Origin of the sequence: Corallococcus sp. AS-1-6 (genome assembly GCF_020037015.1) — a bacterium.
Lineage (GTDB): Bacteria > Myxococcota > Myxococcia > Myxococcales > Myxococcaceae > Corallococcus.
On sequence record NZ_JAIQDE010000001.1, the window covers coordinates 557,783 to 573,516 of the forward strand.

Consider the following 15,734-nt stretch of genomic DNA (forward strand, 5'->3'; position numbering starts at 1 on the left):
GAGGAGGACGCTGACGCGTCTGTCCAGGACGCGGAGGGTCTTCCAGAATCCGGAATCTGGATCCGACTTCCGGACGGCCGCCTTGGGCACGGGCGACCGGCCGTGCAAGTTCCAGGATTTGGACGGATTGGGAATTCGACAGAGGATGGCGCTCCGCTTGCTAGGGGGAGCCCATCGCTCCCGGAATGGATTTCTCCGCTCCTGGTGAGCCTCTGAACTTATGACTCCACAAAAGACTTCGCGGTTGCTGACGTCCCTCACGGGACTTCGCCGCTCGGCTGCGGGCCTGTTGGCCCTGCTGTGTACCGTGCTGTTGGCGTCGCCCGCCTCCGCTGAACCCGACATCATTGGCCTGGGCGATGGCCACAGCGGTGCGCTGACGGTCAACACGCCCAACACGGTCGTCAACACGTACGCGCGGCTGACGGCGGGTGCTCCCGTTGGCCAGACGTTCGTGAACGTCACGGACACGACGGGCTTCGCCGTGGGCGACCTGGTGATGATCTACCAGTCCACCGGCTTCACGGGCGCGGTCACCTCCGGTGCGACGGGCCCGTTCGACTTCAACGCGAACGCGGTGGGCAACTGGCAGTTCGTGCGGGTGACGGCGCTGACGGGCACGCGCCTGACCTTCACGGGCACGCCGCTCACGGCGGCGTTCACGGGAGGCACGAGCGCGACGGCCATCCGCACCTCGGCGCAGGCCATCCGGGTGCCGGAGTACACGAACGTGACCATCAACGCGGGCGCGAGCATCGTCGCCCGTCCGTGGTCCAGCGCCGACATCAACGACACGGTGGGTGGCGTCGTCGCCTTCTTCGCCACGGGGACGGTGACGAACAACGGCGCCATCTCCGCCACGGGCGCGGGGTTCCGCGGCGCGGATTACTTCAACAGCAGCGGAGATAACTGCGCCGCGAACGCGTATGACCTGTCGCAACCCAATGGCGGCGCCATGAAGGGCGAGGGGCTTGTGCCTGCCCGCTACAAGCCGCCCACGGTGTTCTTGCAGACCGCGCCAATCTCGGGCCGGGGCAACATCCTCAACGCGGGGGGTGGCGGCATCTGCCACAACTCCGGTGGTGGTGGTGGTGGCAACGGCGGCGCGGGGGGGATCGGCGGTCGGACGTGGACCGGTGACACCGCTCCGGCGCGTCCGGTGGGCGGCCTCCCCGGTGGCCAGATGCTGTTCAGCCCGGCGGCTCGCGTCCTGTTCGGCGGCGGCGGTGGCTCGGGTCACGGCAATGACGATACTGGCTCCGGCGGCGGAAACGCGGGCGGTGTCGTCTTCGTGCGCGGCGCGGCGCTTGCGGGAACAGGCAGCATCACGGCGGACGGCGTCTCCGCGGCGGACTCCCAGAACGACGCGGCGGGTGGTGGTGGCGCGGGCGGTACCCTCTCCCTGCGGTTCACGGGCGCCCTGGCGTGTAGCGGTACCGGCGCGCTGTCCGCGAAGGGTGGAAACGGCGGCAACAGCACCTTCTTGGATTCGCCGCACGGCACGGGTGGTGGCGGTGGCGGTGGTTACATCCACCTGCAGGCCAGCTCCTACGCCTGCCCCGCGTCGGTCTCGGGCGGCGCGGCGGGCATCCAGCCCACGCTGACCGCTCCGGATGGTGCGACCTACGGCTCGGCGCCGGGCAACCCGGGTGTCATCACCATGGGCCCGGCTCCCACCGTGCTGACCCCTGCCAATGGTTCGTCCACGTCGAACCCCACGCCCCCCATCACGGGCACGACGCCGGGCCCGAACCAGACGGTCCGCATCTACATCGACGGTCAGCCCCAGGCCACGACGGTGACGTCCGACGCGGCGGGCAACTTCAGCTTCACGCCGACGGTGCCCCTGAGCGTGGCCGCGCACACCGTCTACGCGGTCACGGTGACCAGCGGCGTCGAGAGCGCCCCGAGCAACACCAACACCTTCACCGTCACCGCCCCCGCGACGCCGACGGTGGCCATCACCGCGCCGGCCAACGGCGCCACGGTGACCAACCCCACCAACGTGACGGTGTCGGGTACGGCGGCCAACGCCACCTCCGTCACGCTCACCGTCAACGGGACGAACTACGGCCCCATCCCGGTGACCGGCGGCGCATGGAGCCAGGTGCTCAGCCCGAGCCCGCTGCCCAACGGCACCTACAACGTGTCCGCGGTGTCCACGAACGGCACAGTCAACAGCACCACGGCGACCTCCACCTTCACGGTGGCAGCGCCGACGGTGGCGATCACCATGCCGGCGAGCGGCTCGACGGTGACGAACCCCAACGTGACGGTGACGGGCACGGCCGCGAACGCGACCAGCGTGACCGTGACCTTCCAGGGCACGAACTACCCGGCGACGGTGACGGGCGGTAACTGGAGCGTGGCCCTGCCGGGCCCGCTGGCCAACGGCAACTACACCGTGACCGCGGTCTCCACCAACGGCACGACCAACAGCACCACGGCGACCTCCGCCTTCACGGTGGCCGGGCCGACGGTGGCCATCAGCACCCCGGCCAACGGCTCCACGGTGACGAACCCGAACAGCGTGACGGTGACCGGTACGGCCGCGAACGCCACCAGCGTCACGCTCACGGTCAACGGGACGAACTACGGCCCCATCGCGGTGACCGGTGGGGCATGGAGCCAGGTGCTCTCCCCGAGCCCGCTGCCCAACGGGACGTACAACGTGTCAGCGGTGTCCACGAACGGCACGACCAACAGCACTGCTGCGACCTCCACCTTCACGGTGGCGGGCCCGACGGTCGCCATCACCACGCCGGCGAACGGCTCGACGGTGTCGAACCCGAACGTGACGGTGACCGGTACGGCCGCGAACGCGACCAACGTGACCGTGACGTTCCAGGGCACCAACTACCCGGCCACCGTGACGGGCGGTTCCTGGTCCGTGGCCCTGCCGGGCCCGCTGGCCAATGGCACGTACACCGTGACGGCCGTGTCCTCGAACGGCACGACCAACAGCACCACGGCCTCGTCCACCTTCACGGTGAACGTGCCCGCGCCGACGGTGGCCATCACCACCCCGGCCAACGGCTCGACGGCGTCGAACCCGAACGTGACGGTGACCGGTACGGCCGCGAACGCGACCACGGTGACGGTCACCTTCCAGGGCACGAACTACGGTCCCATCACGGTGACGGGTGGCAACTGGAGCCAGGCGCTGCCCGGCCCGCTGGCCAATGGCACGTACACCGTGACCGCCGTGTCCACGAACGCGTATGGCACGAACAGCACGACCGCGACCTCCACCTTCACGGTGGCGGGTCCGACGGTGGCGATCACCACCCCGGCCAACGGCTCGACGACGACCAACCCCAACGTGACGGTGACGGGCACGGCCGCGAACGCGACCAACGTGACCGTGACCTTCCAGGGCACGAACTACCCGGCCACCGTGACGGGCGGCAACTGGAGCGTGGCGCTGCCGGGCCCGCTGGCCAATGGCACGTACACCGTGACGGCCGTGTCCTCGAACGGCACGACCAACAGCACCACGGCGACCTCCACCTTCACGGTCGCGGTGCCCGCGCCGACGGTGGCCATCAGCACCCCGGCCAACGGCTCCACGGTGACCAACCCGAACGTGACGGTGACCGGTACGGCCGCGAACGCGACCACGGTGACCCTGACGTTCCAGGGCACGAACTACGGCCCCATCACGGTGACCGGTGGCAACTGGAGCCAGGCGCTGCCCGGTCCGCTGGCGGATGGCACGTACACCGTGACCGCCGTGTCCACGAACGCCCAGGGCACGAACAGCACGACCGCGACCACCACCTTCACGGTGGACCAGACGCCTCCGACGGTGGCCATCAGCACCCCGGCGGACGGCGCGATCCTCAACACCCCCAACGTGACGGTGACCGGCACGTCCGTGGGCGCATCGTTCGTGACGCTCACCTTCGACGGCGCCAGCTACGGCCCCATCACCGTGAACGGTGACGGCACCTGGAGCTACGCGCTGCCCGGCCCCCTGGCCGAGGCCACGTACACCGTGACCGCGACGGCCACGGATGCGGCGGGCAACACCAGCACGCCGGACAGCTCCACGTTCACGGTGGACCTGACCGCGCCGACGGTGGCCATCAGTTCGCCGGCCGACGGCTCCGTCATCGGCACCGACACGGTGACGGTGACCGGTACCGCCACGGGCGCGACGTCCGTGACGCTGACCTACGGCGGCACCAACTACGGCCCCATCCCCGTGGATGGCGCGGGCAACTGGACCTACGCGCTGCCCGTGACCCTGCCGGAAGGCCCGAACACCGTGACCGCGGTGTCCACGGACGCGGCCGGCAACACCAGCACGCCCGCGACCTCCACCTTCACGGTGGACCTGACCGTCCCCACGGTCGCCATCACCACGCCGGCCAACAACACCTCGGTGAACACCGGCTCGGTGACGGTCACCGGCACGACGACCAACGCGACCTCCGTGACGCTCACCTTCGATGGCGCCAGCTATGGCCCCATCACCGTGAATGGTGACGGCACCTGGAGCTACGCGCTGCCCGGCCCCCTGGCCGAGGCCACGTACACCGTGACCGCCGTGTCCACGAACGGCGCGGGCACCCCCAGCGCGACCGCGACCTCCACCTTCACGGTGGACCTGACGCCGCCGACCGTCGCCATCAGCACCCCGGCGGACGGCTCGACGACGAACACCCCCAACGTGACGGTGACGGGCACGTCCACGGGCGCGACGTCCGTGACGCTGAGCTACAACGGCACGGACTACGGTCCCATCCCCGTGGATGGCGCGGGCAACTGGACCTATGCGCTGCCGGTGACCCTGCCCGAGGGCTCCATCACCCTCACCGCGACGTCCACGGACGCGGCGGGCAACAAGAGCACGGCTGCCAACACCACCTTCACGGTGGACCTGACGGATCCGGAAGTCGAAATCACCGCGCCGGTGGACGGCTCGACGGTGGCCTCCGGCACGGTGACCGTCACCGGCACCTCCGTGGGCGCCACCTCCGTGACGCTGTCCTTCCAGGGCAATGACTACGGCCCCATCCCCGTGGATGGCTCCGGCAACTGGAGCCAGGCGCTGCCCGGTCCGCTGACGGATGGCACGTACACCGTGACCGCGGTGTCCACGGACGCGGCCGGCAACGAGAGCACGCCCGACAGCTCCACCTTCACGGTGGACACGGCCGCCCCGACGGTGGCCATCACCACCCCGGCCAACGGCTCCACGGTGGGCGCCAACGTCACGGTCACCGGTACGACCGCGGGCGGGGCGACGAGCGTGACCGTGTCCTTCCAGGGCACGGACTACGGCCCCATCCCCGTGGATGCCTCCGGCAACTGGAGCCAGGCGCTGCCCGGCCCGCTGGCCAACGGCACGTTCACGGTGACGGCGGTGGCGGTGGACGCGGTGGGCAACACCAGCACGACCGCGACCTCCACCTTCACGGTGAACACGGCCGCCCCGACGGTGGCCATCACCACGCCGGCCAACGGCTCCACGCTGACCAACCCCAACGTGACGGTCACGGGCACGTCCGCGAACGCCACGTCCGTGACGGTGACGTTCAATGGCACCAACTACGGCCCCATCGCGGTGAACGCCTCCGGCAACTGGAGCCAGGCGCTGCCCGGCCCGCTGGCGGATGGCACGTACACCGTCACGGCGGTGTCCACGAACGGCGCGGGCACGAACAGCACGACCGCGACCACCACCTTCACCGTCAACACGTCGGGCAAGGTGGACTCGGACAACGACGGTCTGCCGGACGACGAGGAGATCCTCGCGGGCACCGACCCGAACAACCCGGACACCGACGGCGACGGCATCCCCGACGGCATCGAGGTCAAGGTGGGCGGGACGGATCCGCTCGACAGCGACTCGGATGACGACGGCATCCTCGACGGCAACGAGGACAAGGACCACGACGGCGTCGTCGACGCCGACGAGACCGACCCGAAGAGCATCGACACCGACGGCGACGGCCTGACCGACGGCGTGGAGCTGGGCCTCACCGAGCCCCAGGGCACCGGCACCGACCCGTCCAAGTTCGTGGCGGACAAGGACCCGTCGACGAAGACCAACCCCCTGGACGACGACACGGACGACGACGGCCTCACCGACGGCAACGAGGACGCCAACCACGACGGCAAGGTGGACCCGACCGAGACGGACCCGAACAAGCTCGACACGGACGGTGACGGCCTGACGGACGGCCTGGAGCTGGGCCTCACCCAGCCCCAGGGCCAGGACACCGACCCGGCGACGTTCAAGGCGGACCAGGACCCCGACACCAAGACGAACCCGCTCGACCCCGACACCGACAAGGGCGGCGTGTTCGACGGCGTCGAGGACCGCAACCACAACGGCCGCGTGGACGTGCAGGAGTCCGACCCGCTCAACCCGGCGGACGACCAGGACGCGGACGGCGACGGCATCGACAACGCCAGGGAGCTGGAGCTCGGGACGGATCCGTTCGACTCCGACTCGGATGACGACGGCGTGCCGGACGGCATCGACGGGATTACCGATACGGACGGCGACGGCACCATCGACGCGCTGGACCCGGACAGCGACAACGACGGCATCAACGACGGCACGGAGCTGGGCGTCACGGCGGAGACCGCTCCGGCGGGCACCGACACGTCGTCCCCGAACTTCAAGCCGGACGCGGACCCCTCGACGAAGACGGACCCGAAGAACCCGGACACGGACGGCGACGGCCTGAAGGACGGCGAGGAGGACGCCAACCACGACGGCCGCCGTGACGCCACGGAGACGGATCCGAACATGAAGGACACCGACCAGGGCGGCATCGACGACGGCACGGAGGTGAAGGGCGGCTCGGATCCGCTCGACGCCAACGATGACTTCCTGGTGGTGGGCCACGGCTGCAGCACGGGCGGCTCCGGTTCGCTGGCGCCCTTCGCGCTGATGCTGCTGGCGCTGCCCCTGGTGGGCCGCCGCTTCCGCCGCGCCGGGGACCTCCTGGCGCGCGCGGGTGGGGCGCTGGCCGTGTTCATCACGGCGCTGTTCGCGAGCGGCTCCGCTCACGCGCAGGCCACCGCCGTGTCACAGGCCATCGACGTGCAGCAGTACAAGCCGGGCCCGGGCGTCGCGGACGTGCTCGCGGTGCACGGCGCGAAGGTGCAGCGGCACCTGGGGTGGAACGTGGGGCTGTCGGTCAACTACGCCGACAAGCCGCTCAACTTCTTCGACCCCCGCTCGGACACGTACGTCACCTCCCTGGTGAAGAGCCAGGTGGGCTTCGACCTGATGGGCGCCGTCGGCCTCTTCGACCGGTTCGAAATCGGCGTCGTGCTGCCCATCACCATCCAGGGCTCGGAGGCCTCTCCGGCCGTGGACTCCTCCTTCGCCAACGGGGTGAGCGGGGGCGGCATCGGCGACCTGCGCCTCATCCCGAAGGCGCGGCTGCTGGACGGTGACGACTACGGCGTGTCCGTGGTGCTGCCCATCTCGCTGCCCACGGGCGGTGCGTCGGACTTCCTCGGCGGGTCGGGCGTGTCCGTCAACCCGCGCGTGGTGGCGGAGTACGGCAAGCGCTTCCGCCTCCTCGCCAACGTGGGCGTGGACCTCCGCAAGGCGGAGCAGCTTCGCAACCTGAACGTCGGCAGCGCGCTGGCGTACGGGGTGGGCGCGGAGGTCCCGCTGGGGAATTCGCCGCTGGCCGCCCAGGCGTCGCTGGTGGGCGCCATGGGCTTCAAGCAGCAGAACGAGGAGGAGCGTCCCCTGGAGCTGCTCGCGGCCCTGAAGTACCGCGCGCCGACCGGCCTGTCCGCGCAGGTGGGCGCGGGCCCGGGCCTCACGCACGGCTACGGCACGCCGACCTTCCGCGTGCTCGCGTCCGTGGCCTACACCGCCCCGGAGCGCGCCGCGGAGCCGCCCCGGCCGGTGTGCCCGGAGGGCCCCGAGGACTTCGACGGCTTCCAGGACCAGGACGGCTGCGCGGACCCGGACAACGACGGCGACGGCATCCCGGACACGGAGGACAAATGCCCCAACGAGCCGGAGACGGTGAACGGCTTCGAGGACACCGACGGCTGCCCGGACACGCAGCCCGTGGCGCCGCCTCCGCCCGCGCCGGTGGACAGCGACGGCGACGGCATCCTGGACCCGGACGACAAGTGCCCCAACGCGCCCGAGGACATGGACGACTTCCAGGACCAGGACGGCTGCCCGGATCCGGACAACGACAAGGACGGCATCCCCGACACGGCGGACAAGTGCCCGCTGGAGCCGGAGACCATCAACGGCGTGGAGGACGAGGACGGCTGCCCGGACAAGGGCAAGGTGAAGGTGCTCGTCGAGGGCGAGCGCATCTTCATCCTGGAGAAGGTCTACTTCGCCACGAACAAGGACGTCATCCTGCCGCGCTCGTTCCCCATCCTGAAGCAGGTGGCCGCCGTGCTGCGCGCCAACCCGCAGGTGGAGCTGCTGCGCATCGAGGGCCACACGGACAGCCAGGGCAACGACGCCGCCAACCTGGACCTGTCCAAGCGCCGCGCCGCCAGCGTGAAGACGTTCCTCGTCAACGAGGGCATCGCCGCCGAGCGCCTGGACTCCGAGGGCTTCGGTGAGTCGAAGCCGGTGGACACCAACAAGACCGCCGCGGGCCGTGAGAACAACCGCCGCGTGGAGTTCAACATCGTGAAGCTGGGCAAGGTGGAGGTGGAGAAGCCCACCCCGTAGCGCTCCACGCCCGGAATGAAACACGCGAGGCCCGGTTCCCCCCGAGGGAGCCGGGCCTCTTCGTCATCCGCGCCCCGTCCTGTCACGTCAGGTGTGCGCGGAGGGCGCGCACAACGGGTCACGGTGAGTCACCGGACGCGAGTCAAGAGGGTGTTTACGCGCGCGCGATGTCCGCATGGCCGCTGATGCCATTCGCGTAAGTGGGCGTCAGGACTCGGTCGCGCAGCAGGGCGCTACAGGCTGGTAGCGGAATACTTGCCAAAGCGCCCGACTTCCTGATGATTGTCGAGGGTGGGTGTTTCCGCGGACGGCGCCGCGGTGCTTCCGCCACGAGGACGACATGGACCAGTTCGAGCAGAACAAGCAGGCCGCGAAGATTCGTGTCGTGGGCGCGGGCGGGGCGGGCTGCAACGCGGTCAACACGATGATTCTGTCGAAGCTGGACCGCGTCGACTTCATCGCCGCCAACACCGATGTCCAGGCGCTCGCCGCGAGCAAGGCGCCCACCCGGCTGCAGTTGGGCCAGGCGCTCACCAAGGGTCTGGGCGCCGGCGCCAACCCGGAGATGGGCCGCGAGGCCGCCCTGGAGTCGCGCGATCAGATCGCCGCGGTGCTGGAAGGCGCCGACATGGTCTTCGTCACCGCCGGTATGGGCGGTGGCACCGGCACGGGCGCCGCGCCCATCATCGCGGACATCGCCAAGAGCCTGGGCTGCCTCACGGTGGGCGTCGTCACCAAGCCCTTCCTCTTCGAAGGCAACAAGCGCCGCAAGCAGGCCGAGCAGGGCATCGTGGAGCTCAAGGCCGCGGTGGACACGCTCATCACCATCCCCAACCAGCGCCTGCTGTCGCTCTCCAATGAGCCCATGCCGCTCTTGGAGACCTTCAAGCGCGCCGACGAGGTCCTGCTCAACGCCGTGCAGGGCATCAGCGACCTCATCCAGTACCACGGCTACATCAACGTGGACTTCGCGGATGTGAAGACCATCATGAGCGACAAGGGCCTGGCGCTCATGGGCACCGGCCACGCCTGTGGCGACCGCCGCGCCATCACCGCCATGCAGCAGGCCATCTCCAGCCCGCTGCTGGAGGACGTCTCCATCGACGGCGCCACCGGCCTGCTCATCAACATCACCGGCGGCCGCGACATGACCCTGCAGGAGGTCAACGAGGCGCTGACGCTGGTGCACGACGCGGCGGACGGCGAGGCGGAGATCATCTTCGGGTCGCTCATCGACGAGCAGATCCAGGACGAGGTGAAGATCACCATCATCGCCACGGGCTTCGTGCACCGGGACGCGCCCAAGGTGCGCTCCATGCCGCAGGTGGTGCAGGTGCCGCTGGTGGGCCGTCCCTCCACGCCGCCGTCCGTGCTGTCCTCGACGCGTGAGGAGGTGGCCAGCCTGGTGCCCGCGAAGAGCACGCCGCGTCCGACCATGTCCACGGTGGAGGCGCCCAAGTCGTCCATGCAGAGCGCGCGCACGGCCGTGGTGAAGGACGCGGCGCTGCCCCTGGACGAGGATCAGTTCGACATCCCCACGTTCCTGCGCCGCCAGGGCCAGACGGAGCTGCCGTAAGCAGGCAGCGGCGGGGACGCTAGCGGGGGAGGCGGGCGACGCTCGCCGTGCCCCTGCCGGTGAGGCGGTCGCATCGGGTGAACAGTCCGTCCACCTCGTCGTAGAGCGCGTCGATGCGCTCCGACGCGCTGGGGGCGGGCAGCAGGCCGTCGCCGGACAGCTCCTCCAGGCGGGTGCCGGCGCGCTGCAGCAACTGCAGGGCCTTGAGCAGGGAGCGGCCCTGCTGCGTGCCGTCGGGCGTGAAGAGGGTGCCGCCCTCGTAGAGCGTCACCAGGTTGGCGCGGGTGTCCTGCTGCCGCTGGTTGAGCCGGTTCCGGTACAAGTCCAGACGGCGGGCGCGACGGGCACCATGCAGGTCCACGACGCTGTGCGTTCCTGTCGACGGGGGATTCACGTCGGGCAAGGTACGCCAGGGGCTCGCAAGCCCGCAAATTTACGGGACTGTACGGACCTGTTGCGCGGCTGCCCGGACGCTTGTCAGTCAAGGGGGTGGGGGTTAGTTTGGCCGCCCTTCGCAACGCCAGGGTGCCTGCCATGTTCCAGAAGCTGCTCATCGCCAACCGGGGTGAAATCGCGCGTCGCATCGGGGCGGTGGCCCGAGGCATGGGCGTGAAGACGGTGGCGGTGTACTCGGACGCGGACGTGAACCTGCCTTTCGTGAAGGAGGCGGACGAGGCCGTGAGGATCGGCCCCGCGCCCGCGAAGGACAGCTACCTGAGCATCCCCGCCATCCTGGAGGCCGCGAAGAAGACGGGCGCCCAGGCGGTGCACCCGGGCTACGGCTTCCTGTCGGAGAACGGCGAGTTCGCCCAGGCGTGCGCGGACGCGGGGCTGACGTTCGTGGGCCCGCCGCCGGAGGCCATGGCGCGGATGAAGGACAAGAGCCAGGCGCGCAAGCTGGTGTCCGCCGCGGGCGTGCCGGTGGTGCCCGGCAGCGACGGCGTGCTGCCGGACGTGCAGAGCGCCCTGGAGGCCGCGGAGCGCATCGGCTACCCGGTGCTGTGCAAGGCCGCCAGCGGCGGTGGCGGCATCGGCATGGCGGCGGCGAACAACCCCGCGGAGCTGGAGAAGGTCTACCGCCAGTGCACGGACCGCGCGAAGGCCGCCTTCGGCCGCGAGGGCGTGTACCTGGAGCGCTACTTCCCGGCGCCCCGCCACATCGAGGTGCAGATCCTGGGCGACACCCACGGCCACCTCATCCACGGCCTGGAGCGCGAGTGCTCCATCCAGCGCCGGCACCAGAAGGTGGTGGAGGAGGCCCCGTCGGTGCTGTTCGCCAACGGACGCAACGCGGGCCTGGCGGAGGAGCTCTTCACGGCGGCCGTCAAGGCGGCGAAGGCGTTCGGCTACGCCAACGCGGGCACGGTGGAGTTCCTGTACTCCGACGGGCAGGTGTACTTCATCGAGATGAACGCCCGGCTCCAGGTGGAGCACCCGGTGACGGAGCTGACCACCGGCCTGGACCTCATCGGCTGGCAGTTGCGCATCGCCGCGGGCGAGAAGCTGACGGTGAAGCAGGAGGACGTGAAGCGGAAGGGCGCGGCGCTGGAGTTCCGCATCTACGCGGAGGACCCGGTGAAGTACTTCCCGTCCCCCGGCCCGCTGAAGGTCTTCCAGCCGCCCACGGGCGAGGGCGTGCGCCTGGACTCCGGCTACGCGGAAGGGGACGTGGTGACGCCGAACTACGACCCGATGATCGCCAAGCTCATCATCAGCGGCGCCACGCGCGACGAGGCCATTGCCCGCGCGGTGAAGGCGCTGGAGTCCTTCCGCATCGAAGGCATCAAGACGAACATCCCGCTCCACCTGCGCATCCTGAAGGACCCTGCCTTCAGCGCCGGTGAGCTGGACACGCACTTCCTGGATTCTCACGCGAAGCCTTAAGTATTCCCACCCGAGGAGGGACGGTTCATGGCGGACGTTGCGGCGCACATCACGGGCACGGTGTGGAAGATCGAAGTGAAGGTGGGCGACAAGGTGGATGCCGGCACCACGCTCGTCATCCTCGAGTCCATGAAGATGGAGATGCCCGTGGAGGCCGAAGAGGGCGGCACGGTGAAGGAGATCCGCTGCAAGGAGGCGCAGCCGGTCAACGAGGGTGACGTCCTCGTGGTGCTCGAGTAGCCACGGGCGCCACCGGATGGAGCCCACGCTGGAGGTGGAGGATCGCGAGGGCGGTGTCCGGGTGCTCACCGTCTCCAACCCGTCGCGGCGCAACGCGCTGAATGACGCGTTGCTGGCCCGGCTGGACGCGGCGCTGGAGCCGGCCGCCCACGTGCGCGCGCTGCTGGTGCGCGGCCGGGGCGGGCACTTCTGCGCGGGCTACGACTTGACGCACCTGGGGCCGCCGGGCGCGGACGGGCGGCTGCCGGATGACCCGCTGGTGGCGTGCCTGCTGAAGCTGGAGCGGCACCCGGCGCCGTCGGTGGCGCTGGTGCAGGGCGGCGCGGTGGGCGCGGGCTTCGACCTGGCGGCCTCCTGCGACTTCCGCGTGGGCGCCGCCGACGCGTTCTTCCTCATGCCTCCGGCCCGGCTGGGCATCGTGTACTCGCCGGAGGGGCTGGCGCGGGCGGTGCGGCTGGTGGGGCTGTCGCGCGCCAAGCAGTTGTTCCTCACCGCGCGCCGGCTGCCGGCGGCGGAGGCGCTCGCGTGGGGCCTGCTGGATGAGTGCCCCGAGGACGCGGAAGGCCGCGCGCTGGCGCTGTGCGCGACGCTGGCCGCGGGGGCGCCCAGGGCGGTGTCGGGGATGAAGGAGGCGTTCGGGCTGCTGGCGCGCTCCGGGCTGTCCCCGGAGGACGTCGCGCACCTGCGTCAGGTGCGCGGCGAGGCGTTTGGCAGCGAGGACGCGAAGGAGGGGCGCGCGGCCTTCCTGGAGAAGCGCGCGCCCCGGTTCTCCGGCCGCTAGGTGTCGCCGAACAGCTCGCCCATGCGCAACTGCAGCGCGGAGGCGATCTTGTAGAGCGACGAGATGGACGCGGAGGACTCCGCGCGCTCAATCTGGGACAGCAGGGACACGGACAGGCCGGTGCGGCGGGCGAGCTGCTTGAGCGTGAGCTCCTGCGTCTTGCGCGCGTCGCGGATGGTGCGGCCAATGGCGCGGTGCAGGTCCGCTTCCGGGTCCTGGGACAGGCCCTTCTTCTGCAGCGCGTTGCGCACGGCGGCCGTGAACTGCTCCGGCTCCATGGGCTTCTTCACATAGTCGGACGCCTGCGCCTTCAGCGACGCGACGGCCGTGTCCACGGTGGGGTACGCCGTGGCGACGATGACCGCGATGTCCGTGTCGTACTTGCGGATCAGCTCCAGCACCTCGGTGCCGGACATCTGCGGCATCATCATGTCGAGGATGACGAGATGGAAGTCGGAGCCACGGAGGATGTCCACCGTCTGGGTGGGGTCCGTGGTGGTGACGACCTCGTAGCCTTCACGGGTCAGCACGAGCTTGAGGTAGTCGCAGTTGTCCTGCTCGTCATCAACTACCAGGATGCGAATCTGCACAGCGTCTCCTCGCTGCAGGGTTGAGGGAAGTGCTGCGGGGGGGCTACTCGCCAGTGTTGGAGGCGGGGGTTATTGAGCCTGGGACGCTGCTTGGGTGACCTTGCTCAGGGCTTTGATCACCAGGTCGCGCTTCGGATAGCCCTCGGGGGTGAGCAGGAGGAAGGTCTTGTAGGCCTGCTCACTCGCCTTGAAGTCCTTCAGCGTGGCGTGCACCACGCCCAGCATCAGGTGACACTCGGGGACCTTGGGGGCTCGCGCCGCGCAGTCCTTGGCGAGCGACAGGGCTCCGTTGGCGTCCGTCTTGGCCAGGGTGAGCACCTTGGCCTTGATGGGTTCGATGTTCGCCGCGACGTCCGCCGGCTTCATCGTCTTCAGGGTGTCCGCCGTCACGTCCTCCGCCGTCAGGGTGGCGGCGCTGGCCGGGCTGGCGGCTTCGGTGTCCTGCGGCTTCTGGGCGTCCAGGCGTTGCTTCACGCCGTCGTAGCGGGAGCTGAAGACGGTCTCCGGGGAGACCCTGGCGAAGCTGGCCGCCGCCTCCTTGAACTTGCTGGCGTCCAGGGCTTCCTGGGCGGCCTTGAGGTTCTTGTCGGCTTCCATCTCCTGGGCCAGCAGGCGCTCGCGCGCGGCCTGCGCCTTGACGGCCTGCGGGCCCCGGGCGCCTTCGCCCAGGCTCTTGAGGATCGCGCTCGCGACCTCGAAGTCGGCGGCCCTGAGCGCGGTGGCGAAGTCCTCTTCCGTCGCCTTCGGGGTCTGGGGTTCCGGGGGCGGCTTCACCGGCTCCGGAGTCCTCGGCGCGTCAGGGGCCTTCGTGTCCGGCGGCTTCGCCGCCACGGTCTCCGGGGGCTTCGTCTCCGGGGGCGGGGTCCGCGGCGGCGCCTCCGGGGGCGGCTGCTGCGGATCCGCGGCGACCACGGGCGGCGTGGTGTCCGGCGGCTTGGGCAGCAGCTCCTGGCCCTTCACCACGAAGAGCGCCGCGCCCGCGCCAATGGACAGGAACACGATGACCGCGGCCACCCACATCTTCTTGGAGCCGGCGCGGCCCTGCTGCGCGGCGATGTCGTCTTCCAGCGAGCCGGGCCCCACGAAGCGCAGCTTCACGTGGCCCATCTCGATGATGTCACCGTGGGCGAGCGTCGCCTGGGCGTAGCTCTCGCCGTTGACCGTCATCCCGTTGGCCGACTGCATGTCGATGACGCGCCACTCGCCGGTCTCCTCGCGCACGACCTTCGCGTGCGTGCGGGACAGCGAGCGGTGGTCCAGGGCCACGTCGTTCTCCGACGTGCGGCCGATCCGCAGCTCCGTGCGGTTGCAGTCGAACTCCTGGCCCTTGAACTCGGCGGGGCCGAGCACCACCAGCCGGGGCTGCTCGTCCTCCGGCACGCGCTCCACGCGCCGGGGCCGGTCCGCCTCCATCTGGTCCATGCGGATGATGGACGTGGCGTTGCGGCGGGCATCCGCGGACACGGGCGTGTGGTCGTGCTCGTCGTCCGAGTCGTCGTTGTCCTCCGCCTCGTCCTCCCCGTCCACCATGGTGTCGCGGGGGCGGGGGCCGCTGGCGACGGCGTCCTCGTCGTCGTCCTCCTCGGGCTCCGGCTCCGGCCGGCGGGAGGCGGGCACCTTGGCGGTGATGGCGCCAGTGGGGGCGCTGGCGTTGGCCGCGCCCTCGACCTGCAACGCCAGATCGTAGTCGCCAATCTGGATGAGGTCGCCCTCCTTGAGAGGGAGCTGGCCTGCGACGCGCTCGCCGTTGATCCGGGTGCCGTTGTAGCTCCCCAGGTCTTCGAGCACGACGTGGCCATTGAGGCGCACGAGCCGGGCGTGTCGACGTGACACGTTCCGCTCGGTCAGGCGGATGGTGTTCCCCTCCTGACGGCCAATGGTGATTTCGTCGCGCACGAAGGGAACAACGGTCTTGCGCCCCTCGTCGTCTTCGATGATGAGCTTCAGCACGGGTCCGGTCCGAGTACAGCTATAGCA

Annotated in this window: 8 protein-coding genes; 5 read left to right on the forward strand and 3 right to left on the reverse strand. The window is 70.1% G+C overall.

Annotated elements, in window-relative coordinates:
* Positions 1 to 244: 244 nt before the first annotated feature.
* Together K8612_RS02350 and ftsZ are read left to right on the forward strand one after the other, a co-directional pair.
* Positions 245 to 8,686 (forward strand): Ig-like domain-containing protein, encoded by an 8,442-nt coding sequence (locus tag K8612_RS02350; RefSeq protein ID WP_223761107.1) that lies wholly within the window; start codon positions 245 to 247, stop codon positions 8,684 to 8,686.
* Between the two features lie 340 nt (positions 8,687 to 9,026).
* Entirely contained in the window at positions 9,027 to 10,262 is a 1,236-nt protein-coding gene (gene ftsZ, locus K8612_RS02355; RefSeq protein WP_223739844.1) for a cell division protein FtsZ, read from the forward strand.
* Between the two features lie 19 nt (positions 10,263 to 10,281).
* Here the strand turns inward: ftsZ and K8612_RS02360 are convergent, their stop codons facing one another.
* Positions 10,282 to 10,623 carry a hypothetical protein gene (locus K8612_RS02360; protein ID WP_223739843.1) on the reverse strand — a complete coding sequence of 114 codons (342 nt, stop codon included), beginning with the start codon at positions 10,621 to 10,623 and terminating at the stop codon, positions 10,282 to 10,284.
* A 173-nt stretch (positions 10,624 to 10,796) separates the two neighbouring features.
* Here K8612_RS02360 and K8612_RS02365 point away from each other — a divergent pair, with 173 nt between their 5' ends.
* The 3 genes from K8612_RS02365 to K8612_RS02375 are packed head-to-tail and all read left to right on the forward strand — an operon-like array spanning position 10,797 to position 13,167.
* Positions 10,797 to 12,146: an acetyl/propionyl/methylcrotonyl-CoA carboxylase subunit alpha gene (locus K8612_RS02365; RefSeq protein WP_223739842.1), complete on the forward strand. Its 1,350-nt coding sequence runs from the start codon at positions 10,797 to 10,799 to the stop codon at positions 12,144 to 12,146.
* A 27-nt stretch (positions 12,147 to 12,173) separates the two neighbouring features.
* A complete protein-coding gene (locus tag K8612_RS02370) occupies positions 12,174 to 12,386 on the forward strand; it encodes a biotin/lipoyl-binding carrier protein (protein WP_223739841.1) in 213 nt (70 codons plus the stop codon).
* A 16-nt stretch (positions 12,387 to 12,402) separates the two neighbouring features.
* On the forward strand, positions 12,403 to 13,167 hold the full coding sequence (locus K8612_RS02375; RefSeq protein ID WP_223761108.1) for an enoyl-CoA hydratase/isomerase family protein: 765 nt from the start codon (positions 12,403 to 12,405) through the stop codon (positions 13,165 to 13,167).
* Here K8612_RS02375 and K8612_RS02380 read toward each other — a convergent pair.
* Positions 13,164 to 13,757, reverse strand: a complete 594-nt coding sequence (locus K8612_RS02380; protein WP_014398871.1) for a response regulator — start codon at positions 13,755 to 13,757, stop codon at positions 13,164 to 13,166. The two genes, K8612_RS02375 and K8612_RS02380, sit on opposite strands and share 4 nt — an antisense overlap.
* Positions 13,758 to 13,826: 69 nt before the next feature.
* Positions 13,827 to 15,707, reverse strand: coding sequence for an FHA domain-containing protein (locus tag K8612_RS02385; RefSeq protein ID WP_223761109.1), 1,881 nt, complete (start codon positions 15,705 to 15,707; stop codon positions 13,827 to 13,829).
* Positions 15,708 to 15,734: the final 27 nt, after the last annotated feature.

Bases quoted from the DNA above. Each gene is read 5' to 3' on its own strand.
- ftsZ (WP_223739844.1), top strand. From the start codon at position 9,027: ATGGACCAGTTCGAGCAGAACAAGCAGGCCGCGAAGATTCGTGTCGTG.
- K8612_RS02365 (WP_223739842.1), top strand. From the start codon at position 10,797: ATGTTCCAGAAGCTGCTCATCGCCAACCGGGGTGAAATCGCGCGTCGC.
- K8612_RS02370 (WP_223739841.1), top strand. From the start codon at position 12,174: ATGGCGGACGTTGCGGCGCACATCACGGGCACGGTGTGGAAGATCGAA.
- K8612_RS02375 (WP_223761108.1), top strand. From the start codon at position 12,403: ATGGAGCCCACGCTGGAGGTGGAGGATCGCGAGGGCGGTGTCCGGGTG.